The sequence below is a fragment of the Martelella mediterranea DSM 17316 genome, assembly GCF_002043005.1.
In the GTDB taxonomy this organism is placed as follows: domain Bacteria; phylum Pseudomonadota; class Alphaproteobacteria; order Rhizobiales; family Rhizobiaceae; genus Martelella; species Martelella mediterranea.
This window is the reverse complement of the sequence record NZ_CP020330.1, coordinates 2249012-2271810: the sequence shown is the minus strand read 5'-3', so window position 1 is coordinate 2271810 and position 22799 is coordinate 2249012. Positions and strand designations below refer to the sequence as shown.

Annotated in this window: 18 protein-coding genes; 9 read left to right on the top strand and 9 right to left on the bottom strand. The window is 63.2% G+C overall.

Annotated elements, in window-relative coordinates; genetic code table 11:
- The first annotated feature begins 14 nt into the window (after window positions 1–14).
- The 3 genes from dhaL (Mame_RS10610) (at window position 15) to Mame_RS10600 (ending at window position 4555) form a co-directional block, all read left to right on the top strand.
- Window positions 15–1763 carry a dihydroxyacetone kinase subunit DhaL gene (gene dhaL, locus Mame_RS10610; RefSeq protein WP_033409288.1) on the top strand — a complete coding sequence of 583 codons (1749 nt, stop codon included), beginning with the start codon at window positions 15–17 and terminating at the stop codon, window positions 1761–1763.
- A gap of 66 nt (window positions 1764–1829) precedes the next feature.
- Window positions 1830–2492, top strand: a complete 663-nt coding sequence (gene dhaL / locus Mame_RS10605; protein WP_235726769.1) for a dihydroxyacetone kinase subunit DhaL — start codon at window positions 1830–1832, stop codon at window positions 2490–2492.
- Window positions 2492–4555, top strand: a complete 2064-nt coding sequence (locus tag Mame_RS10600; protein ID WP_018062687.1) for a bifunctional sugar-binding transcriptional regulator/dihydroxyacetone kinase subunit DhaK — start codon at window positions 2492–2494, stop codon at window positions 4553–4555. Before dhaL (Mame_RS10605) ends, Mame_RS10600 begins: the two co-directional genes overlap by 1 nt.
- Before the next feature lie 29 nt (window positions 4556–4584).
- Here the strand turns inward: Mame_RS10600 and Mame_RS10595 are convergent, their stop codons facing one another.
- On the bottom strand, window positions 4585–4827 hold the full coding sequence (locus tag Mame_RS10595; protein ID WP_079920750.1) for a type II toxin-antitoxin system VapB family antitoxin: 243 nt from the start codon (window positions 4825–4827) through the stop codon (window positions 4585–4587).
- Window positions 4828–5117: 290 nt separating this feature from the next.
- On the opposite strand from Mame_RS10595, the gene Mame_RS10590 reads away from it, so the two are divergent.
- The 6 genes from Mame_RS10590 to Mame_RS10565 all read left to right on the top strand — a co-directional run bounded on the left by Mame_RS10590 (window position 5118) and on the right by Mame_RS10565 (window position 12128).
- Window positions 5118–6161 carry a LacI family DNA-binding transcriptional regulator gene (locus Mame_RS10590; protein WP_155122079.1) on the top strand — a complete coding sequence of 348 codons (1044 nt, stop codon included), beginning with the start codon at window positions 5118–5120 and terminating at the stop codon, window positions 6159–6161.
- 43 nt (window positions 6162–6204) lie between these two features.
- Complete coding sequence (locus Mame_RS10585; RefSeq protein ID WP_018062690.1) at window positions 6205–7446, top strand: ABC transporter substrate-binding protein; 1242 nt, start codon at window positions 6205–6207, stop codon at window positions 7444–7446.
- A 277-nt stretch (window positions 7447–7723) separates the two neighbouring features.
- Complete coding sequence (locus Mame_RS10580) at window positions 7724–8620, top strand: carbohydrate ABC transporter permease (RefSeq protein ID WP_018062691.1); 897 nt, start codon at window positions 7724–7726, stop codon at window positions 8618–8620.
- Window positions 8617–9459 (top strand): carbohydrate ABC transporter permease, encoded by an 843-nt coding sequence (locus tag Mame_RS10575; RefSeq protein WP_018062692.1) that lies wholly within the window; start codon window positions 8617–8619, stop codon window positions 9457–9459. The genes Mame_RS10580 and Mame_RS10575 overlap by 4 nt, the downstream gene beginning before the upstream one ends.
- 4 nt (window positions 9460–9463) lie before the next feature.
- Window positions 9464–11083, top strand: coding sequence for an FAD-dependent oxidoreductase (locus Mame_RS10570; RefSeq protein WP_018062693.1), 1620 nt, complete (start codon window positions 9464–9466; stop codon window positions 11081–11083).
- Window positions 11084–11087: 4 nt separating this feature from the next.
- Window positions 11088–12128, top strand: coding sequence for an ABC transporter ATP-binding protein (locus Mame_RS10565; RefSeq protein ID WP_018062694.1), 1041 nt, complete (start codon window positions 11088–11090; stop codon window positions 12126–12128).
- A 3-nt stretch (window positions 12129–12131) separates the two neighbouring features.
- On the opposite strand, the gene Mame_RS10560 is transcribed toward Mame_RS10565, so the two are convergent.
- The 8 genes from Mame_RS10560 to sucC form a co-directional block, all read right to left on the bottom strand.
- Entirely contained in the window at window positions 12132–12671 is a 540-nt protein-coding gene (locus Mame_RS10560) for a cytochrome b (protein WP_051085057.1), read from the bottom strand.
- A gap of 310 nt (window positions 12672–12981) precedes the next feature.
- Window positions 12982–14388 (bottom strand): dihydrolipoyl dehydrogenase, encoded by a 1407-nt coding sequence (lpdA, locus tag Mame_RS10555; protein ID WP_018062696.1) that lies wholly within the window; start codon window positions 14386–14388, stop codon window positions 12982–12984.
- 30 nt (window positions 14389–14418) lie between these two features.
- Entirely contained in the window at window positions 14419–15471 is a 1053-nt protein-coding gene (locus Mame_RS10550; RefSeq protein ID WP_018062697.1) for a DUF4241 domain-containing protein, read from the bottom strand.
- A gap of 109 nt (window positions 15472–15580) precedes the next feature.
- The gene (locus Mame_RS10545) at window positions 15581–16195 is read right to left on the bottom strand and encodes a LysE family translocator (RefSeq protein ID WP_018062698.1); all 615 of its coding nucleotides are present in this window, start codon (window positions 16193–16195) and stop codon (window positions 15581–15583) included.
- A gap of 24 nt (window positions 16196–16219) precedes the next feature.
- Window positions 16220–17449: a 2-oxoglutarate dehydrogenase complex dihydrolipoyllysine-residue succinyltransferase gene (gene odhB / locus Mame_RS10540; RefSeq protein WP_018062699.1), complete on the bottom strand. Its 1230-nt coding sequence runs from the start codon at window positions 17447–17449 to the stop codon at window positions 16220–16222.
- A 96-nt stretch (window positions 17450–17545) separates the two neighbouring features.
- Window positions 17546–20530: a 2-oxoglutarate dehydrogenase E1 component gene (locus Mame_RS10535; protein ID WP_018062700.1), complete on the bottom strand. Its 2985-nt coding sequence runs from the start codon at window positions 20528–20530 to the stop codon at window positions 17546–17548.
- 160 nt (window positions 20531–20690) lie between these two features.
- Complete coding sequence (gene sucD / locus Mame_RS10530; protein WP_018062701.1) at window positions 20691–21596, bottom strand: succinate--CoA ligase subunit alpha; 906 nt, start codon at window positions 21594–21596, stop codon at window positions 20691–20693.
- Window positions 21597–21602: 6 nt separating this feature from the next.
- The gene (gene sucC, locus Mame_RS10525) at window positions 21603–22799 is read right to left on the bottom strand and encodes an ADP-forming succinate--CoA ligase subunit beta (RefSeq protein WP_018062702.1); all 1197 of its coding nucleotides are present in this window, start codon (window positions 22797–22799) and stop codon (window positions 21603–21605) included.

Here is a 22799-nt window from a genome sequence, read left to right as displayed (position 1 = left end):
ATAAGGTCGCTTCAATGCAGAGATTTATCAACAACCCCGACGATCTTGTCGACGAGACCGTGGCCGGTTTCGTCAGGGCCCACCGCGATCTGGTGCGGCTCGACCCGGCCAATCCGCGCGTGATCGTATCGCAGACAGCGCCGGTTTCCGGCAAGGTCGGCATCGTCACCGGCGGCGGTTCGGGCCACGAGCCGGCCTTCATCGGCTATACCGGCCGCAACATGGTGGACGCGGTCGCCGTCGGCGAACTGTTCTCCTCGCCGACGGCCAAGAGCTTTGCCGATGCGATGCGCGCCGCCGATGGCGGGGCTGGCGTTGCGGTGCTTTATGGCAATTACGCCGGTGACAACATGAACGTCAAAATGGCCGCCGGCATGCTTGAGAAAGAGGGCATCGCGGTCGCGACCGTGGTCGCCAATGACGATGTCTGCTCGGCCCCGCTTTCCGAGCGCGAGAAGCGCCGCGGCGTGGCCGGCGAGATCTTCATGTGGAAGATCGCCGGCGCGGTCGCCGCTAGAGGCGGGACGCTTGCCGACGTGCAGGCCGCCGCCCAGAAGGCGATCGACAGCGTGCGCTCCGTCGGCGTCGGGCTTGGCCCCTGCACACTGCCGGCCGTCGGTCATCCGAATTTCCAGATCGAGCCGGGCACGATGGAGGTCGGCATCGGCCACCACGGCGAGCCTGGCACCCGCGTGGAACCGCTGAAGAGCGCCAATGAGGTCGCCGCCGACATGGTCAAGATCGTCATGGACGATCATGATCTGCCGAAGGGCAGCGAAGTCGCCGTGCTGGTCTCCGGCCTGGGCGCAACCCCGGTCAACGAACTCTATGTGCTTTACGACCGCATGGAGCAGGAAATCGAGGCGCGCGGCGCCACCGTCTACCGCGCCTATGTCGGCAATTACTTCACCTCGCTGGAAATGATCGGCGCGACCCTGTCGGTCATGGTGCTGGATGACGAGATGAAGGCGCTGCTGGATATGGAAGCGACCGCGCCCGGCTTCAGCCAGACCGGCAATGCCGCGCCGAACATCCAGCCAGCTGCCGCCAAGGCTTCGACCATCGCTCCAGCGAAGACGGAAAACACCGAGAACGACGCTCCGCGCGCGCCCGAAACCATCAACGGCCCTTCGGTGAAGAATGCCGGCAATGCAGCGATCGTCGAGGAGATCGCGGCGGTGATCGTCGAGAACAAGGCCTGGCTTTCGGAGATCGACGGCAAGATCGGCGATGGCGACCACGGCATCAACATGGCCAAGGGCTTCGGCCGCGCCGCCGAGCGGATCGCTGGTTCGCAGATGACGCTCGACGAGGCGATGAGCGTGCTGTCGGATGTTCTGATGTCGGAGATCGGCGGTTCCATGGGTCCGCTCTATGGTCTGATGTTCCAGGAAATGGCCTCGTCGATCAAGGGGCGCACCGCCATCGATGCCGATGCGTTTTCGCAGATGCTAAATGCGGGTCTTTCGGGCGTGCGCTCCACCGGTTCGGCCAAGGTCGGCGACAAGACGCTGATCGACACGCTGGTTCCGGCCGTCGAGGCATTCGACGCCGCGAAGGCGGACGGCTTCGCCCCTGCCCTTCAGGCGATGGCGCAAGCCGCGGAAAAGGGTCGGGATTCCACCGTCGATCTGGTTGCCCGCATCGGGCGCGCCAGCCGGCTCGGCGAGCGCTCGCGCGGGGTTCTGGATGCAGGCGCCACCTCCTGCTGCATGATCCTGACCGAACTTGGAAACGGGTTCTCCCGCCGCCTTCAGGATTGATGAAGGCGGCGCGGGCGGGCACGGAATCGCTTGTGCTCGCCCGCCTCCTCGCAGCATAATGCGGCCATGATGTATCTCGATTGCCATGCCCTCGCCGATCTGTTTCGCGCCTTCGCGCGCCGGATGAATGATGAACGCGATTATCTCGCGGAACTGGATGGGGCGATCGGCGATGCCGATCACGGCACGGCCATGGCCGAAGGCTTTTCCGCCGCCGCCGTGGCGCTGACCCACGATGCCGCCGACTATCCCTCGCTCCGGATCGCGCTGACGCAGGCGGGCCGCTCCTTTCTCAACGCCGTCGGCGCCACCACCGGTCCGCTCTATGCCAGCGGGCTGACGCGCGCGGGCCTTGCCATGCCGGAAGACAAACAGGTGCCGATCGAGCGCCTTGCCGATATTCTGATCTCGATTTCGGAAGGAATCGAGGAACGCGGCAAGGCATCCCCCGGCGACAAGACCATGCTGGATGCGTGGTTGCCGGCGACCCATGCGATCCGCGATGCCAGGAATGAGGGTGAAACACTCGCTCAGATCATGACCCGCGCCGCTGCCGCCGCCAAAGAAGGGGCCGAGGCGACGCGCGGCATGGTGGCGGCCAAGGGCCGCGCCGCTCGCCTTGGCGCGCGCACTATCGGCCATCTCGATCCCGGCGCGGTCTCCGCGGCCGCGCTGATCGACACCGCCCGCGAATGGGTCTGCTCGGCAACTGAGCGAGAGACCCTTTGATGGCACGAAAGAGCGGTCCGCGCGCCCTGTCCGCCTCCGAGAGGCAATCCAGCTCCCAACTGCCCCTGCGCTTCGGCGGCGATCCACTGCTGTGGGCGGCATGGCTTTATTACGAGGAGGGCATGACCCAGGGCGACATTGCCGTCGCCATGGGCATTTCGCGCCCCACCGTGAACGCCTATCTCGCCGATGCCCGCACACGCGGCATTGTCTCGATCGAGATCGCGCCGGAAAAATTCCGGCAATTGTCGCTCGCTCAGAGCCTGAAGGAGCATTTCGGCCTCGCCGATTGTCTGGTGATCCCGTCAACCGGCGGCGAGCGCACGCTGACGGAGCGGCTGGGGGCCGCGGGCGCGCAGGTGCTGGCGCTGCATGCGCAATCCGGCGACACCATCGCGGTGACCTGGGGCCGGACGATGCTGGCGATCGCCAATGCCGTCGAGCGCGTCAATCTCAGAGACATGCGCGTGGTTCAGGCCACCGGCGGCACGACCGCCAAGATCCCGTGGACGCCGGAAGCCTGCGCGACGCGGCTGGCCGAGGCGCTCGACGCCCGTTGCATTCCGCTGTCCTCGCCCGCGATCCTGTCATCCGCTTCAGTTAGGGACGTGCTGTTCGAAGAGCCGGTCATCGCCGAACAGCTCGGCGTGCTGGCAGCAGCAAACCGCATCCTGCTCGGCATCTCGTCGCTGCGCGCTGAAAGCACGATCCACACCAGCGGCTTCTTCGACAAGGTGGATGTCAACGAGCATTATCACGCCGCTGTCGGCAGCATTGCCGGGCGGCTGATCAATGCGCGCGGCGAACCCGTGGCCGGCCCGCTCGACGGGCGCACGGTCGGCATCGAGCTTGCCGCGCTGCGCGCCATTCCCCAGAGGATCGCGGTCGCCGGCGGGATCGACAAGGTACAGGCGATCCTCGCGGCGCTGCGCGGCGGCTATGTCAGCGTGCTGGTCACCGATGTGGACACCGCCTGGGGCATATTGCGCTCCGAGAATGTGGATATTCGCCCGCAGCGGATGGAGACCGCCAGAGCGCCGCAACTGCCCGAACGGGTCCACACCAAGAAATTCATCAACCGGCCGCAGGACGCGGTCGACGAAACGCTGGCGAGCGCGCTTCTGGCGCATCCGGAAATCCTGGCCCCGGTTCCGGGCGCACCGCGCGCCCTGCGTTCGGTTCACGCTCCCCGCCCCGGCAAGGTCGGCCTCGTCATCGGCGGCGGCGCGGGGCACGAGCCCGGCTTTTTCGGCTATGTCGGCCAGGGGCTTGCGGATGCGGTCGTCGTCGGCAATGTGTTCGCCGCCCCGCCGCCCGACCCGATCCTCGCCTCCACCCGCGCGGTTGATGGCGGGGCCGGCGTGCTGCACATTTTCGGCAATTTCTCCGGCGACGTGATGAATTTCGAGATCGCCGCCGAAATGGCCGCGGCCGAGGGCATTGAAGTGCAGGCCGTCGTCACCACCGACGACATCGCCTCATCGCCAAAGGAGATGCGGGCCACGCGGCGTGGGGTCGCCGGCAATGTGTTCATCTTCAAGGTCGCGGGCGCGGCCTGCGAGCGGATGATGCCGCTTGACGCCTGCGTGGCAGTGGCGCGGCGGGCCAATGAGCGCACCTTCACCATGGGACTGGCGCTGGAGCCCGGCGCTTCGATCGAAACCCGCCGCCCGACCTTTCAGCTCGGACCCGACGAGATGGAGATCGGCGTCGGCGTTCATGGCGAACCCGGCATTGCCCGCGCCGCCATCGGCACGGCCGATCAGGCCGCCGATCTCGTGATCGACCGCCTGCTCGATGAAATGATGCCGAAGGAAGGCGATCGCGTCGCCCTGCTGGTCAATTCGCTGGGCGCGACGCCGGACATGGAGCTCTACATCCTGAACGGCCGCATCAGAAAGCGGCTCAAGGCGCACGGGCTCAAGGTCACGCGATCGCTGGTCGGGCGCTACTACACCTCGCTCGACATGGCCGGCGTCTCGATCTCGCTGATGCATCTCGATGACGAACTGGCCGACCTGCTGGATGCGCCCTGTTCGTCGGTTGCGCTGTCGCGGCGGTAAGGGCTCGTTGAGTGTCGGAGCCGAAAAGGCTACAATTCCGGCCCTGCATGAGGTTTGCGGTGGGCAGCGATAATTACTTCGAAATCGTCATCCTTCGCGCCGCCAATTCGCGCGTAGAATTGCCGTGCCGGCTCCCATCCGGCCTCCCGCTCGGCATAAGCCTCCAGCGCGCGCTCGACGATATCGGCAATGGAACATCTTTCGCGCTGGGCCAGACGATGCGCCAAATTGCGCGCGCGGGCGCTGCGCACCGATAATTGCGACTTTGTCATCTGGTTCTCCTTTTCACCCCTTGCCGTTCATCGGCAGCACCAGAATTCTAATGCTTCGAGACGTTGATGACGAGATAGCCATCCAGATAACTCAGTCTGGTGATAAGGCCTTCCCCCTCAACGCCGCCAATGCTCGGGCCTGTCCCGAGCATCTAAGAACGCGTCTGCTCGACAGGCGTCTAGGGCGAAAAGTCAGTTCAAATCCGCACCTGGCAAAGATTTCACACCGACCCCATTGACCGCGTTTCGCTTTGATTATACGCTTAATCAAAAGCATTCGGGAGGATATCTTGACTTTGACCGGGCCGAAGCGCGCGCGGCGCGTGACCCAGAGCGATGTCGCGGCGATGGCGGGGGTTTCCACCGCCGTCGTATCCGCCGTGATTTCGCCGAAGCCCGGCAAGACCATCCGCGTTGGCGAGGAGGCCGAAAAGCGCGTTCGCGCTGCCATGGAAGCGCTTGGCTATGCGCCGAATATCGTGGCGCAATCGCTGGCGCGCGGTCGACGCAATATCATCGGCGTGTTCACCTATGAGGCGATGTTTCCCTCCGACCGGGAGAACTTCTTCTATCCGTTTCTGCTGGGCATCGAACGCGGCGCGATGAAGCTTGGGCAGGACCTGCTGCTGTTCACCTCGTCCTCGCTCGACACCGGCCCGCGCAGCATCTTTCCCTCCGGCACCAACCGCATGGGCGTGGCCGATGGCGCGGTGCTGCTGGGCGAGGAACCGGACAAAAGCGAGCTGAAACGGCTTCATGACACCGGCTTTCCCTTCGTGACGATCGGCCGCCGCGAGGCGGAAGGCGCCGAGATTGACTGGGTTGCCGCCGACTATGCTTCCGCCGTCAGCGACGTCGTCGAGCGTTGCGCCGCACTCGGCCACAAGAAGATGCTGTTTCTGGGCGGCACCGAAGTGCGCGAACAGCATGCCGACCGCGAGGCGGGCTTCCGCAAGAGCGCCGCCGAGGGGCTGACCCTTGCGGTCGAACGGCTTGAGCCCGCGGCGATCGACACCGAGAAGGTTTCCGCCTGGCTTGGCGCGGGCGTCACGGTCTTCCTGACCGAGACCTTCAGCCATGCCGTCGCGCTCGAACGGCAGATCGCGGCGACCGGCGGCAGCGTGCCCGGCACCGCTTCCATCGTCGCGCTCGCCGCGCCGATGCTCGACCCGGCCGGAGTCGAACGATGGACCCGGATATCCATTCCCCGCGAAGAGATGGGGGAACGCGCGGTGCGCAACCTGATTGCCAGGATCGGCGATCCCGAGCACGACATCATGCGCACCACACTGCCCTGCGGCTATGTGCCGGGGGCAACATTGCAAGCAATTTGAATCTGATCTGAAACGGGAGGTTTAAGAGATCATGTCGACCCAAATGATTAAGCGTTTAATCATCGCAACAGCCCTCACCGGCACCCTCGCCTCGGCGGCGGCGGCCGAGGAGCTTCGGTTCACCGTGTGGACCGGCAGCGAGGCGCATCTGGCGATGCTGAACGGCATTGCCGAAAGCTTTACCGAAACCCATCCGGACGTCACTGTGCAGTTCGACACCATTCCGTTCGGCGATTATGTGCAGAAGCTGACGCTCCAGCTTGCCGGCGGCAATCCGCCTGATCTCGGCTGGCTGCTGGAAAGCTCCGCGCCCGCGTTTGTGAATGCCGGCGTGCTTGAGAATGTTTCCGACACGCTGACGGCGGCTGATGATTACAATTATGCCGATTTCTCCGAGCCGGCGATGGGGCTCTGGACCAAGGGCGATGCGGTTTACGGCATCCCCTTCTCCACCTCGCCCTTCCTGATCTACTTCAACAAGACGCTCTATGACGAGGCCGGTCTGGAAACGCCTGCCGAGCGCGCGGCGGACGGCACATGGACCTGGGAACAGCTCAAATCCGATGCGGCGGCCCTGCGCAACGCCGATGCCGGCGTCTGGGGCTATGAGACCGTCGACGGCCAGGGCTATGGCGCCCGCGTGATGCACAGTCTGATGCCGATCGTGCGCGCCTATGGCGGCGAGGCCTGGACCGATGGCGCCTGCACGCTCGACAGCCCGGAAGCGGCCGAGGCCGTCCAGCTTTTCCACGACATGGTCTATGCCGATCAGTCGACTGTGCCGCCGGGCGAGCAGGGCGATTTCTTCTCCGGCAACGCCGCGCTCACGATGACGCAGATTTCGCGCGTCACCAAGCTGGCGGATGTCGGCTTCGACTGGGGGATCGCGCCCCTGCCCTCCGGTCCGGCGGGTGAAGCCTCGACCGTCGGCCAGGCCGCCGTCGTCGCCTTCGCGCAGGGCAAGAACAAGGAGGTCGCGGCCGAATTCCTGGCGCATATGACCTCGGCGGAAAACGTCGCCAAGATGGCCGAGTTCTTCCCGCCGGCGCGCATCAGCGTTCTGGAAAGCGACGCATTCCTCTCCAGCAACCCTGCCGTGACGCCGGAACAGATGGAAATCGTGGCGGCCGGGATCGAAGGCGGCTCAGTGCTGCCGAGCCATGAGCGCTACCCGCAGATCGAGGCAGCATCGCGGCCCGATTTCGACGCGCTGTGGGCAGCTGACGCCGATGTGCCCGCCGTGCTTGCCAGGCTCTGCGACGATATCGACCCGCTGTTGAAGTAAGGAAGACTAGCCTCCTCCTTGGCGTCATGCTCGGGCTTGTCCCGAGCATCTAATCCCCATTGTCGCGAGAGGAGCCAGCGGGTTTTGGCTCCGATCCCCCGCGACCGGGAAGCCCGCCCACGCTTCTCGCGAGGTGAGGTGGTTAGATCCTCGGGACAAGCCCGAGGATGACGCTGAAGACGGGGAAGCGCTTTGCAATACCCAGCGGTCTGCCTTCTGACAAAGGCAATCCGCCGGAAACCAAAAACATTCGAAATTCGCCCGCATAAAGGAAGCGATGATGTCCGCTCTCCGTTCCGGACTGACACTGAAGACGCGTGAGGCGATCGCCGGCTGGCTGTTTGTCAGCCCGATCTTGACCGGGTTCCTGATCTTCTTCGTCGGCCCGCTGATCGCCGTGTTCTATTATTCCACCACGGAATGGAACCTGCTGACCCAGCAATCCCGCTTCGTCGGCATGGAGAACTATGTCGACGCGCTGACCCGCAACGACACGTTCTGGCACGTGCTCGGCAATTCGCTGGTGTTCACGGCGGGCCTCGTGCCGCTCAACATGGCGCTGGCGCTCGGGCTTGCGATTGCGCTGTCGCGGCCCTTCCGGGGCGTGGTCGTCTTCCGCACGCTGTTTTTCGCGCCCGTCATCACATCGGCGGTGGCGTGGGCGATCATCTGGACGTTCCTGCTCCAGCATGAAAGCGGCGCGGTCAATCAGGCGCTCTCGGTCGTCGGCATTGACGGGCCGAACTGGCTGCACGAGCCGCGCTGGGCCATGGCCTCGGTGATCGTCACCCGCGTGCTGAAAACGGTGGGCCTCAACATGATCCTCTATATCGCCGCACTCCAGGCGATCCCGCGCGATTATGAGGAGGCCGCGCGGCTGGAGGGTGCCAATGGCTGGGACATCTTCCGCCGCATCACATGGCCGCTTCTGGCGCCGACGACGCTGGTGATCATGGTGATCACGGTGGTCGGCTCGCTGAAGGTGTTCGACCATATCTATCTGATGACCGGCGGCGGGCCGCAGAACGCCACCCTCGTGCTCGCCTTCTATATCTATGAGCAGGGCTTCAAGTTCTTCAACACCGGCTATGCCTCGGCGCTCGCCGTGGTCCTGTTCGTGCTGATCCTGGCGCTCACCATCCTGCAGATGCTTTTGAAAACGGTGCGCAAATGAACTACCGCCTGCAACAGAAGATCACCCGCATCTGCTGGGTTATCGGCCTTTCCGCACTCGCCATTCCCTTCGTGTTCCCGTTCATCTGGATGCTGTCGGGCGCGCTCAAGGGTCAGGCGGACGTGTTCTCCTCGGCCGCGTTGATCCCGGCGACATTCCACTGGTCGAACTTTTCCGAGGTCTTCGCCTATCAGCCCTTCGCGCGGCAATATTTCAACTCGCTCTATATCGCCGTGCTCGTCACCGGATTGACGCTGTTCCTGTCGTCGATGGCCGGCTATGCGCTGGCGCGGCTGCGCTTTGCCGGAAGCGCGCTGGTGCTGCTGCTGCTGATCTCGGCGCTGATGATGCCGGAGGAGGTCACCATCGTGCCGAACTTCTTCCTGATGAAGAATCTCGGCCTGATGAACACCCATATGCCGCTGATCCTGCTCCCGATCTTCGGCTCGCAGGGGGTGATGGCGACCTTCCTGATGCGCCAGTATTTCCTGGCTCTGCCGAAGGAGCTGGAGGAGGCCGGCCGCATGGACGGGCTGACGCGCTTCGGCGTCTATTTCAAGGTGGCGCTGCCGCTGTCGAAGCCGGCGCTTGCCGCCGTCGGCATCATCACCTTCCTGTTTTCGTGGAACCTGTTTCTGGAGCCGCTGGTGTTTGTCAACGACATCGAGCTGTTCACCCTGCCGCTGGCGCTTGCCAATTTCACCGACACCTACGGCCTGCCGCTCTGGCACCTGCAGCTTGCGGCCACCGCGCTCGCCGTCATTCCCATGCTCATCGTCTACATTCTGGCCCAGCGCCAGATCGTTGAAAGTTTCGCCTTGTCTGGCGTGAAAGGATAACAAAATGAAGGAACTCACCAGCGACATCGTCATCATCGGCGGCGGTCTGGGCGGGGTCGCGGCGGCGCTTTCGGCGCTGAAACTCGGCCGCAGCGTCATCCTGACCGAGGAATTCAAATGGCTCGGCGGCCAGTTGACGACGCAGGCCGTGCCGCCGGATGAAAATCCGTGGATCGAAAAGGACGGCTCGACCGCGAGCTACCGCGCGCTTCGCCGGAACATCCGCGATTACTACCGCGACCACTATCCGCTGACCGACGAGGCCCGCAACGACGAAAACCTCAACCCTGGCAGCGGCAATGTCTCGCCGATCTGCGCTGAGCCGCGCGCCGGTGTGGCGGCGATCGAAGCCTTGCTTGCGCCGTGGTATGCGACCGGGCGGCTGACCGTACTTATGAACGCCAAACCGATTTCCGCCGAAACCGATGGCGACCGCTTCACCGCCGTCACCGTTCGCTCCGCCGAGCACGGCGAGATGGTTCTGACCGGCCGCTACTTCATCGACGCCACCGAGCTCGGCGATCTCCTGGAACTCGGCAATGTCGAGCACGTCATCGGCGCGGAAAGCCAGGCTCAGACCGGCGAGCCGGCAGCCCTTGCGGGCGAGGCCGACCCCAATGACCAGCAGGCGGTGAGCTGGTGCTTCGCCATGAGCTACCACCCGGACGAGGACCACACCATCGAGCGCCCGCGCGACTATGATATCTGGCGCGATTTCAGGCTCGATTTCTGGCCCGACCGCCAGCTTTCCTTCATCGGCCCCAATCCCGTGACGCTGGAGCCAGACAACCGGCCGCTGTTCGTGGGCGACAGCGACGCGAAATTCGCGCCGGACAACTGGCACTACCGGCGGATATTCTATCGCAAGAACCATGTCGGCAACCGCTATCCCTCCGACATCTGCCTCGTGAACTGGCCGCAGATCGACTATTGCGGCGGGCCGATCGTCGGCGTTTCGCCCGAGGAAGCGGAGAAGCATCTGGAAGGTGCGCGCCAGCTCTCGCTCTCCATGCTCTACTGGATGCAAACCGAAGCCCCGCGCCATGACGGCGGCTACGGCTATCGCGGGCTAAAGCCGGCGGGAAGCGTGATGGGCACGCTTGATGGCCTGACGGTCGCCCCCTATATCCGCGAGAGCCGCCGCATCAAGGCGCTTTTCACGGTGACCGAGAACCATGTCGGCATCGATGCCCGCGAAGGGCTGAAGGGCGCCGAGCAGTTCTTCGACAGCGTCGGCGTCGGCTCCTATCGCATCGACCTTCACCCCTCCACCGCGCCGCGCAACTATGTCGACATCGCCAACTGGCCGTTCCAGATTCCGCTGGGCAGCCTGATCCCGGAGCGGGTCGAGAACATGCTGCCCGCCTGCAAGAATATCGGAACCACCCATCTGACCAATGGCTGTTACCGGCTGCATCCGGTCGAGTGGAACATCGGCGAAAGCGTCGGGGCGCTTGCCGCCTACTGCCTCGACAACGACATCTCGCCGCGCGGCGTGCGCGAGACGCCGGAGCGGCTGGCGGACTTCCAGAACCTGTTGACAAGCCGCTTCGAGGTGCCACTCGCATGGCCGCAGCATATCCGCGAGACGCCGCGACTCGAACTGTTCGGACGCGTGGAGTGAAGACATGGCCAAGCTTGAACTGAAGGGCGTCAGAAAGTCCTATGGCGCGGCGGAGATCATCAAGGGCATCGATCTTGCGGTCGAGGACGGCGAGTTCTGCGTGTTCGTCGGCCCGTCGGGCTGTGGCAAGTCAACGCTGCTCAGGATGATCGCCGGCCTTGAGGACATCACCGGCGGCACACTGGAAATCGGCGGCAAGCGCATGAACGACATCGCGCCCGCCCGGCGCGGCGTGGCGATGGTCTTCCAGTCCTACGCGCTCTATCCGCATCTGACGGTGCGCGAAAACATCGCCTTCGGGCTGAAGGTGCGCAAGACGCCGACCGCCGAGATCGACCGGCTGGTGGAAGAGGCGGTCGCCACGTTGCAGCTCGACACGCTCACCGAGCGCTATCCGCGCGAGCTGTCCGGCGGCCAGCGCCAGCGCGTGGCGATCGGCCGCGCGATTGTCGGCCAGCCGGAAACCTTCCTGTTCGACGAGCCGCTCTCCAATCTCGATGCCGAGCTTCGGGTACATATGCGCACCCAGATTTCGGAGCTGCATGCGCGGCTGAAGCGGACGATGATCTATGTGACCCATGACCAGGTCGAGGCGATGACGCTCGCCGACAAGATCGTGCTCCTGCGCGATGGCAAAATCGAGCAGGTCGGCAGCCCCGAGGATCTCTATGAACGCCCGGCAAATCTGTTCGCCGCCCAGTTCATCGGCGCGCCGAAGATGAACATCTTCGAGCTGACGCCGGCCTTCGAAACCCTTCGCGCCGCGAGCGGGCTTCCGCCCGAAACCCGCTATTGCGGCATCCGACCGGACAGTTTCGAAATCACGTCAGAGAATCAGGGCGCCATCGCCGCGAAGGTCAGGCTGACGGAATATCTCGGCAATGCGCGGCTGGTCCATGCCGATGTCGAAGGCCACGGTCCGATCATCCTGGAACAGCCGGCCGGCCGGGAGCTTGCCGCCGGAGCCACGATCCACCTCGCCGCCGCGCCCGCGCATTGCCATGCGTTCGACGAGGCCGGACACCGCCTCGCGACCGCGCGGTAGCCGTCAACCGGTGGTCATCCGCTTCAATATCCCGGTCTTCCAGTAGAGCTGGTGGACCGCGACGGCGGCGATATGGGTGATGATCAGAAACCACATCACGAGCTTCATCTGATTGGCATGCGCCAGCGCGGCTGCCCCGCTGTCGAAATAATAGCCGGCGATGCCGGCAAGCGGCATCACGATGAACATCAGATAAAACGTCCAGTGCGCCACCTTCGAAAGCAGCCGGAAGATCGCCGGCTCGCCCGCAGGCTCGGGCGGCACGCCCTGGATGAAGCGCAGCGCCAGCCGGATCAAAGCGAGGATCAGTACGGCGATACCGACATAGGCATGAATATTGGCCGAGAGCTGAACATCGTCCGGAATGGGCTTGTTGCCGTAATACAGAACGCCCCAGCGCACCAGATCATCGGAGAACAGCAGGTTGAACAGGATCAGCAACGCCATGATCCAGTGCAGGGCGCGCTGCGAACGCGAAAAGGAAACCGGAGTCGGACGCACAGGATTTACCCCTCTTATCAAGAGCTTGTTCGTATAAACCATGAAACGAAAATGCGGCCCGCAAAGCAAGCCGCACTTTCGAAGGTCACGAAGTTTTCATGAAGCGGGCGGAAAGCGCTCTCAGATTGTCGACGACCCTACCTCTTGCGCGGACGTCATCCTCGGGCTTGTCCCGAGGATCTAACCACCCTTCCGCACGAGCGGCGTGGGCGGTTCGTAATGAATTGTCTTTGAAGACCTTTTCATCCGAAACGCCTGTCGTGTTGATACGTGCTTAGATGCTCGGGACAAGCCCGAGCATGACGGAGGAGAGTGGGATAGGCTCAACGAGCCTTGGCGCACCCCGCCTGCCTTACATGTGGATCGGCTTGAAGAACGCGCCGAGTGCCGCCTCCTTCACCGCTTCCGACATGGTCGGGTGTGCGTGGCAGGTGCGGCCGAGGTCTTCGGCCGAGCCACCGAATTCCATCAGCACCGCCGCCTCGTGGATCATCTCGCCCGCGCCGAAGCCGACGATATGAACGCCGAGCACGCGGTCGGTCTCCTTGTCGGCGAGCACCTTGACGAAACCGTCGGTCGCCTCCATCGCGCGGGCGCGGCCATTGGCCATGAACGGGAACTTGCCGACATTGTAGGCGACGCCGGCCTTCTTCAGCTCTTCCTCGGTCCTGCCGACGGAGGCGACTTCCGGCTGGGTGTAGACCACGCTCGGGATGACGTCATAATTCACGTGGCCGGCCTGGCCGGCAAGGATTTCGGCGAGCGCCACGCCCTCGTCCTCGGCCTTGTGCGCGAGCATCGGGCCCTTGACCACATCGCCGATCGCATAGATGCCGTCGACATTGGTCTTGAAGTGGTTGTCGATTTCCACGCGGCCACGATCGTCCAGCTTGACGCCGGCCTCTTCCAGCCCGAGGCCCTCGGTGTAGGGCTTGCGGCCCGTCGAAATCAGCACGATATCGGCCTCGATGGTTTCGGCATCGCCGCCCTTCACCGGTTCGAAGGTCACCTTCGCGCCGTTTTCGGCCTTCTCGACCGCCGTCACCTTGGCGGACAGCTTGAAGTCAAGGCCCTGCTTGACAAGCATCTTCTGGAACTGCTTGGAGACCTCGCCATCCATCGGCCCGAGGATCTTGTCGAGAAACTCGACAACCGTCACCTTGGCGCCGAGACGCGACCAGACCGAGCCAAGCTCGAGGCCAATCACGCCGCCGCCGACAACGATCATCTTTTCCGGCACCTTCTTGAGCGCAATGCCGCCGGTGGAGGAAACGATGGTCTCCTCGTCGATCTCGACATTGACGCCCGGAATGCCGGCGACATCGGAGCCGGTGGCGATCACGATGTTCTTCGCCTCAAGCTCCTCGGTCGAGCCGTCTTCCTTGGTCACCTGCACCTTGCCGGGCGCGAGGATCTTGCCCGTGCCCTGAATGCCGTCGATCTTGTTCTTCTTGAACAGGAAGGCGACGCCTTCGACATTCGACTTCACCACCGCGTCCTTGTGGCCCATCAGCTTGTCGTGGTCGAGTTCGACGCCGGAAAGCTTGATACCGAGGCTTTCCATGCCATGGGCGGCGTGTGCGTAATATTCCGAGGCATGCAGCAACGCCTTGGAGGGGATGCAGCCGATGTTCAGGCAGGTGCCGCCATAGGTGGCGCGCTTCTCGACGACGGCGACCTTCATGCCGAGCTGCGATGCCTTGACCGCGCAGACATAGCCGCCGGGACCGGAACCGATTACGATGAGATCATATGCCATTCTTCTATCCTCTGCTTGGGCAGAAACCGCCTATTGTCCGGCGTTCCCGCTTTCGAGTTGTCTCAACAGCGCCATCAACTCCTCGGAGCGTGGCGGTATCGTTCCGGTTTTGCGGGCGCCTTCGTTCAGGTCTTCCGCATAACCGTAATAACTTTCGATCCACTCCGAATCGACCGCACCGGGCTTGGCGCGCGCGCCAGCGTCCATCATGATCTTCAGCGCCTCTGCGTTGTTCAGCCTGATCGCCTCCGCCATGAATGACCCACCCGTAAGGATGACCGGATCCTCGGGTTTGATCCGTTTGTCGTCGACATAGGCGGCAAAGCCATTCATATCGCCCATCTTCATGGCGTCATATGCGGCGACATTATCCGCTTTTTGCTGCTCGGTCATCGCATCCAGCGCCCTGCGGCTGGCAAGTTCGCCGGGCTCCAGCCCCTCGCCGTTCTCGATCACATAGAAATCGATAAAGGCAAGCACCGGGCTGTCGTCTGCGGCAAGCCCCCATATCACCGGGTAAAACCCGTCGCCCCAGCCTGACTGGCTGATCGCCGCCGCACCGAAATCGCCCTCTATGGGATGGTGGAGCACATGCTCATCATTGCTGTCGCCCGGCAGCGCCTCGGCGAGCACATCGTCGTAATAGGAGATATAGTCGTCACCGTGCCTTTCGCGTTCCTCGGCGTCGCGCTTCTTCTCGGCGGCGGCAAAGCCGCTATTGGCAAATGCGGCAAGTCCGGTGTCGACCGGAATGCCATAGAAATAGCCCTCTTCGAGGTCTTCCACGTTTTGTCCCGGTCGCGTTGCCAGTTCGAAGCGCTCGACCGGCTCATCCGAGAAACGGATCACCAGAAGCGCGGGTCGGGCATATTCTTCGTCGCCCCGGATGAACGTCACCGGGTAGACGCCTTCGGGAACCTTCCGTTCGAATGATTCCATTTCCGGCATCACCAGCGGGTCCATCGCGACGAGCCGGCCATCCGGTAGTTCAAGCTCGCCGATCGGGACTTCTACCAGATAGTTCGCCTTCATGGCCGCGCTGTCCATGGAGAAGACTTCGAGATTGCTGGAGACGGCAGCCATATCGAAGGGCTCCTTTTTCTGACAGCCAGCAATCGTCAACGCGACAGCCAGTGCAGAGACAATCGAAGCGGACGAAGACATGACTGACGGAAAACTCCTTGGCATGTTGTCAGCGGCTGGAGAGCGCCAGCTTCAGTCCGAAACCGGCAAAGGCCAGCGCCACGCTCCGCCGCATCCATGCCATTGCCCGCTCGCTCGAAAGCACCCGGTCACGCATCAGACCGGAAAACTGACCGTAGACGACAAAGACCGCAAAGGTCATCGCCATGAACACGGCCGACATCGCCAGCATCTCAAGGACCGGCGAAGCGGCAGCCGGCGAAACGAATTGCGGCAGGAAGGCGAGGAAGAAGATCGAGAGCTTCGGGTTCAGGATATTGATGAGAAAGCCGTTGCGGGCGATCTGGAAAAGGTTGCGCCGCTCGACGCCCTCGCCGCTGACACGCATTGCGCCGCGATCCTTCAGCGTCTGCCAGGCCAGATAGAGCAGATAGGCAACACCGGCGAACTTGACCGTCTGGAAAAGCAGCGCGCTGGTATGAAACAGCGCGGCGAGGCCGAAGACGGAGGCCAGGATTGCCGGAATGATGCCGAGCGTGCAGCCCAAGGCGGCCGCCACGCTTGCCATCCTGCCCTGCGCCAGCCCTGTCGCGAGCGTGTAGACCACGCCCGTGCCGGGAGCCAGAACAACAATCAGCGCCGTAATCAGGAATTCGATGCTCATGTCCCGGCCCCCAGGTTTTGTTGATCAGAGATCGAGAACGAGGCGTTCGGGATCTTCCAGCGTTTCCTTGACGCGCACCAGGAAGGTCACCGCTTCCTGACCATCGACCATGCGGTGGTCGTAGGACAGCGCCAGATACATCATCGGGCGGATGACGACCTGGCCGCCAATCGCCATCGGCCGCTCCTGGATCTTGTGCATGCCGAGAATGCCGGACTGCGGCGCGTTCAGGATCGGCGAGGACATCAGCGAGCCGTAGACGCCGCCATTGGTGATCGTGAAGGTGCCGCCCTGCATGTCAGCCATGGAAAGCTGGCCGCTACGGGCCGCCTTGGCGAGACGCGCGATCTCGGCCTCGATCTCGGCAATCGACATCTGGTCGGCATCGCGCACGACCGGGACCACGAGGCCCTTGTCGGTGCCGACGGCCATGCCGATGTGGCAGAAGTTCTTGTAGATGATGTCCGTGCCATCGATCTCGGCGTTCACCGCCGGGATTTCCTTCAGCGCGTGGCAGACGGCCTTGGTGAAGAAGCCCATGAAGCCGAGCTTGACGTCGTGCTTCTTCAGGAACAGGTCCTTGTACTTGTTGCGCATCTCCATCACCGCCGTCATGTCCACCTCGTTGAAGGTGGTCAGCATCGCGGCCGTGTTCTGGGCGTCCTTGAGACGCTTGGCGATGGTCTGGCGCAGGCGGGTCATCTTGACGCGCTCTTCGCGGTCGGCATCCTCGACCTTTGAGGGGCCGCGCGCCGGCGCCTTCGTGTCCGACGGAGCGGGCGAGGACGTGCCCTTGGCGGCTGCGGCAATCACGTCGCCCTTCAGGATCTGGCCGCGCTTGCCGGTGCCTTCGACCTGATCTTCCGAGATGTTCTTCTCGGCCATCATCTTGGCGGCGGCGGGAGCGGCCGGCATATCACCGGATTTGCCATCGGCCTTTTCTTCAGCCTTGGCCTCTTCCTTCGGCGCCTCTTCCTTGGGCTTTTCTTCCTTCTTCTCGCTGGCGGCGGCGGCGTCGCCCTCGCCGATCTGGCCGAGCAGGGCATTCAGCTCAACCGTCTCGCCTTCGGCGGCGACGATTTCCGACAGCACGCCGGCGGCGGGTGCGGGAACCTCGATGGTCACCTTGTCGGTTTCAAGCTCGACAATCGGCTCGTCGGCGGCAATCGCGTCGCCGACCTTCTTGTACCAGGTGCCGACCGTCGCCTCGGTAACGGATTCGCCCAGAGTGGGAACGCGGATTTCAGTGGCCATTTCAAAAGTCCCGATCTTGATAATGTCTGTTTCAAAACGCCTTGAGGCGGTTTGCGCATGCCGGGCTCCTCGACCGGCATGCTGGGAAAGTTCAAATCACTCGCCGAGCGCGTCTTCCAGGAAGGCCTCGAGTTGCGCCAGATGGCGCGACATCAGGCCTGTGGCCGTGGAAGCAGCCGCCGGACGACCGGCATAGCGCACCCTGGTGTGCTTGGCGTCGATATGGGTCAGCACCCATTCCAGATAAGGCTCGATGAACGACCATGCGCCCATATTCTTCGGCTCTTCCTGGCACCATACCATCTCCGCGTTCTTGAAGCGCGACAGCATGTTGATCAGCGCCTTGGCGGGGAAGGGATAGAGCTGCTCGACGCGCAGAAGGTAGATGTCGTCGATGCCGCGCTTCTCGCGTTCCTCGAACAGGTCGTAATAGACCTTGCCCGAGCACAGAACCACGCGCCGGATCTTGGCATCCTTGACCAGCTTGATCGGCGTGTCGTGCTCGACCGCGTCATCCCACAACAGGCGGTGGAACGCGGTCTCGCCCGCCATTTCCGACAGCGTCGAGGTTGCGCGCTTGTGGCGCAGCAGCGACTTCGGCGTCATCAGAATCAGCGGCTTGCGGAAGTCGCGCTTCAGCTGGCGGCGCAGAATGTGGAAATAGTTCGCTGGCGTGGTGCAGTTGGCAACCTGCATGTTGTCCTCGGCGCACATCTGCAGCCAGCGCTCCAGGCGGGCGGACGAGTGCTCCGGCCCCTGCCCCTCATAGCCGTGCGGCAGAAGGCAGACGAGACCGGACATGCGCAGCCATTTACGCTCGCCCGACGAGATGAACTGGTCGAAGATCACCTGCGCGCCATTGGCGAAATCGCCGAACTGGGCTTCCCACAGCGTCAGCGCGTTCGGGCGGGCCAGCGAATAGCCGTATTCGAAGCCGAGCACGGCTTCCTCCGAAAGCATCGAGTTCACGACTTCGTAGCGGCCCTGCGCCTGGTGAATATGCTGGAGCGGGATATAGCGCTCCTCGGTTTCCTGATCGTAGAGCACCGAATGGCGCTGCGAGAAGGTGCCGCGCTCGACATCCTGACCCGACAGACGGACCTTGAAGCCCTCATGGCAGAGCGCGCCGAAGGCCAGCGCCTCACCCATGGCCCAGTCGATCCCCTCGCCGGTCTCGATCATCTTGGCGCGGTTGTCGAGGAAGCGCTGCACGGTGCGGTGCACGTTGAAGCCTTCCGGAACCTCGGTCAGCTTCTTGCCGATTTCCTTCAGCGTCTTCATCGGAACCGAGGTCTTGCCGCGGCGCAGCTCATCGGCATTGTCGGCGGCGCGCAGGCCCGACCACTCGCCGTCCAGCCAGTCGGCCTTGTTCGGCTTGTAGGAGGAGCCGGCCTCGAATTCCTGTTCGAGGAAATCCTTCCAGTCGGAAAGCATCTGCTCGAACTCGTCCTTGGTGATCAGGCCTTCCTTGATCAGCCGCTCGGCATAGAGCTGGGTCACGGTCTGGTGACCACGGATCGCCTTGTACATCTTCGGCTGGGTGAAGGACGGCTCGTCGCCCTCGTTATGGCCGAAGCGGCGATAGCAGAACATGTCGATGACGACCGGCTTGTGGAACTTCATCCGGAACTCGGTCGCGATCTTGGCGGCATAGACCACGGCTTCCGGATCGTCGCCATTGACGTGGAAGATCGGCGCCTCGATCATCTTCGCCACATCCGACGGATAGGGCGAGGAGCGCGAGAAGGCCGGGTTGGTGGTGAAGCCGATCTGGTTGTTGACGATGAAATGCACCGTGCCGGCCACGCGATGGCCGCGCAGGCCCGAAAGCCCCAGAACCTCGGCCACCACGCCCTGGCCGGCAAAGGCGGCATCGCCGTGCAGCAAGAGCGGCATGACCTTGGCGCGCTCGGAAAGCGGAACGATCTCGCCCTCGCGCTGGGTGGCGAGGATATCCTGCTTGGCGCGGGCCTTGCCCATCACCACCGGATCGACGATTTCCAGATGCGAGGGGTTCGCCGTCAGCGACAGGTGGACATTGTTACCGTCGAATTCGCGGTCCGAGGACGCGCCGAGGTGGTACTTCACGTCGCCGGAACCCTCGACGTCGTCGGGCTTGAACGAGCCGCCCTTGAACTCGTGGAAGATCGCGCGGTGGGTCTTGGCCATCACCTGCGAGAGCACGTTGAGGCGGCCGCGATGCGGCATGCCGAGCACGATCTCCTTCAGGCCCAGCGAACCGCCGCGCTTGATGATCTGCTCCATGGCCGGGATCAGCGACTCGCCGCCATCCAGGCCGAAACGCTTGGTGCCCTTGTATTTGACATCGAGAAATTTCTCGAAGCCCTCGGCCTCGACCAGCTTCTGCAGGATCGCCTTCTTGCCGTTCTCGGTGAAGGTGATGCTCTTTTCAGGACCTTCGATCCGCTCCTGAATCCACGCCTTTTCCTCCGGATTGGAGATGTGCATGAATTCGACGCCGAGCGTCGAACAATAGGTGCGGGTCAGAATATCGACCATCTGCGGGATCGTGGCGTATTCCAGTCCCAGGACATTGTCGATGAAGATCGGGCGGTCGAAATCGGCCTCGGTGAAGCCGTAGGCCTGGGGCGACAATTCGTTGTAATCGTCGTCCGCCATGCCGGCGAGACCGAGCGGGTCAAGCTTGGCGTGCAGATGGCCGCGCATGCGGAAGGCGCGGATCATCATCAGCGCGCGCACGGAATCGCGGGTGGCGCGCAGCACTTCCTCGCCGGAAAGGGCGGCACCCTCGGCCGCCGCCTTGGCGGTGAGCTTCTTCTCCACAACGCGCTCGACATCGCCCCAATTGCCGTCAAGGGCGGCGGTCAGCTCGTCGGCGGGCTTTACCGGCCAGTTGTCCTTTTTCCAGGACGCGCCCTCGGCCGCCTTCCTCACCGCGTCCGGATCATCGCCGAGCGCCTTGAAGAAATCGCGCCATTCTTCCGACACCGAATTCGGATCATCCTCATAGGCCGCGTAGAGATGCTCGATATAGGTGGCATTCGCCCCATCGAGAAACGAGGTCAGGAGAAATTGTTCGTTGGCTTCTTGCCTGGACATGTGCACGCGCGGACGAATTCGTCCGCCTCCCGCTTGAAACGGTGAAACCGGCCTCACGCCGGTCCACCCTCTGAAATTCCGTCGAGCCGCCGTGACATCACGCGGAAAACGGTATTTTCGTGGCGACCCGCCGGTCGCCACGACATCTTTCTCAACTGGATCAGCCCTTCAGGACTTCAACCAGCGTCTTGCCAAGACGCGCCGGAGACGGCGACACGGTGATGCCGGCCGATTCCATCGCCTCGATCTTGTCTTCAGCGCCACCCTTGCCGCCGGAGATAACAGCGCCGGCATGGCCCATGGTGCGGCCGGGAGGGGCGGTACGGCCCGCGATGAAGCCGACCATCGGCTTCTTGCGGCCCTTCTTGGCCTCGTCCTTCAGGAACTGGGCAGCCTCTTCCTCGGCCGAGCCGCCAATCTCGCCGATCATGATGATCGACTGGGTGGCGTCGTCGGCCAGGAACATTTCCAGCATGTCGATGAACTCGGTGCCCTTGACCGGGTCGCCGCCAATGCCGACGGCCGTGGTCTGGCCGAGGCCTTCATTGGTGGTCTGGAACACGGCCTCATAGGTAAGCGTGCCGGAGCGCGACAGAACGCCGACGGAGCCCTTCTTGAAGATCGAGCCCGGCATGATGCCGATCTTGCATTCTTCCGGCGTCAGAACGCCGGGGCAGTTCGGGCCGATCAGGCGCGACTTCGACTTGTCGAGCCTGGCCTTGACCTTGACCATGTCGGCCACCGGAATGCCTTCGGTGATGCAGACGATCAGCGGAATTTCGGCTTCGATGGCTTCCAGGATCGCAGCGCCCGCGCCAGCCGGCGGAACGTAGATCACGGATGCATCGGCGCCGGTCTTTTCCTTGCCTTCGGCAACCGAAGCGAAGATCGGCAGATTTGTGCCGTCAACGCCCGAGCTCCACTGCTCGCCGCCCTTCTTCGGGTGGATACCGCCGACCATCTTGGTGCCGTAATAGGCAAGCGCCTGCTCGGTGTGAAAGGTACCGGTCTTGCCGGTGAGGCCCTGAACCAGAACCTTGGTGTCTTTGTTTACCAGAATGGACATGGGTACTCAGGCCTCCTTAACGGCCGAAACGATTTTCTGGGCCGCGTCGTCGAGATCATCGGCGGAGATGACGTTGAGGCCACTCTCGTTGATGATCTTCTTGCCGAGTTCGACATTGGTGCCTTCGAGACGGACGACCAGCGGCACCTTGAGACCGACTTCCTTGACCGCGGCGATCACGCCTTCGGCGATAACGTCGCAGCGCATGATGCCGCCGAAGATGTTGACCAGAATGCCCTTCACGGCCGGATCGGCGGTGATGATCTTGAACGCCGCCGTAACCTTTTCCTTGGACGCGCCGCCGCCGACATCGAGGAAGTTCGCGGGCTCGGCGCCGTAGAGCTTGATGATGTCCATGGTCGCCATGGCAAGGCCTGCGCCATTGACCATGCAACCGATATTGCCGTCGAGCGCGACATAGGCGAGGTCATACTTGGAGGCCTCGATTTCCTTGGCATCCTCTTCCGTGGTGTCGCGCAGGGCGCGCACATCGTCGTGGCGGAACAGCGCGTTGCCGTCGAAAGAGCACTTGGCGTCGAGGACGCGCAGACGGCCGTTTTCCATGACGATCAGCGGGTTGATCTCGAGAAGGCTCATGTCTTTCTCGACAAAGGCCTTGTAGAGGATCGGGAACAAACGCTCGGCGTCCTTGGCGGCATCGCCCTCAAGCTTCAGCGCCTCGCAGAGCGTCTTGACGTCGGAGGCCGTCACGCCCGTATCCGGATCGATGGCGACTGTCACGATCTTTTCCGGGGTTTCCTCGGCAACGGTCTCGATATCCATGCCTCCTTCGGTCGAAACCACGAAGGCCACGCGGCCGACCGTGCGGTCAACCAGCAGCGAGCAGTAAAGCTCGCGATCAATATCGGCGCCATCCTCGATATAGAGGCGGTTGACCTGCTTGCCGGCGGGGCCGGTCTGCTTGGTCACCAGCGTGTTGCCGAGCATTTCGTCCACAAACGCCTTCACCTCATCGGCGGACTTCGCCAGACGCACGCCGCCCTTGGCATCGGGGCCGAGTTCCTTGAACTTGCCCTTGCCGCGACCGCCGGCATGGATCTGGCTCTTGACCACGTAAAGCGGGCCCGGGAGCTTCGCCACCGCGGCGTCGACTTCATCCTTGGTCAGGATGGCGACGCCATCGGCCACCGGCGCGCCGTAGCTCTTGAGCAGAGCCTTGGCCTGGTATTCATGAATATTCAT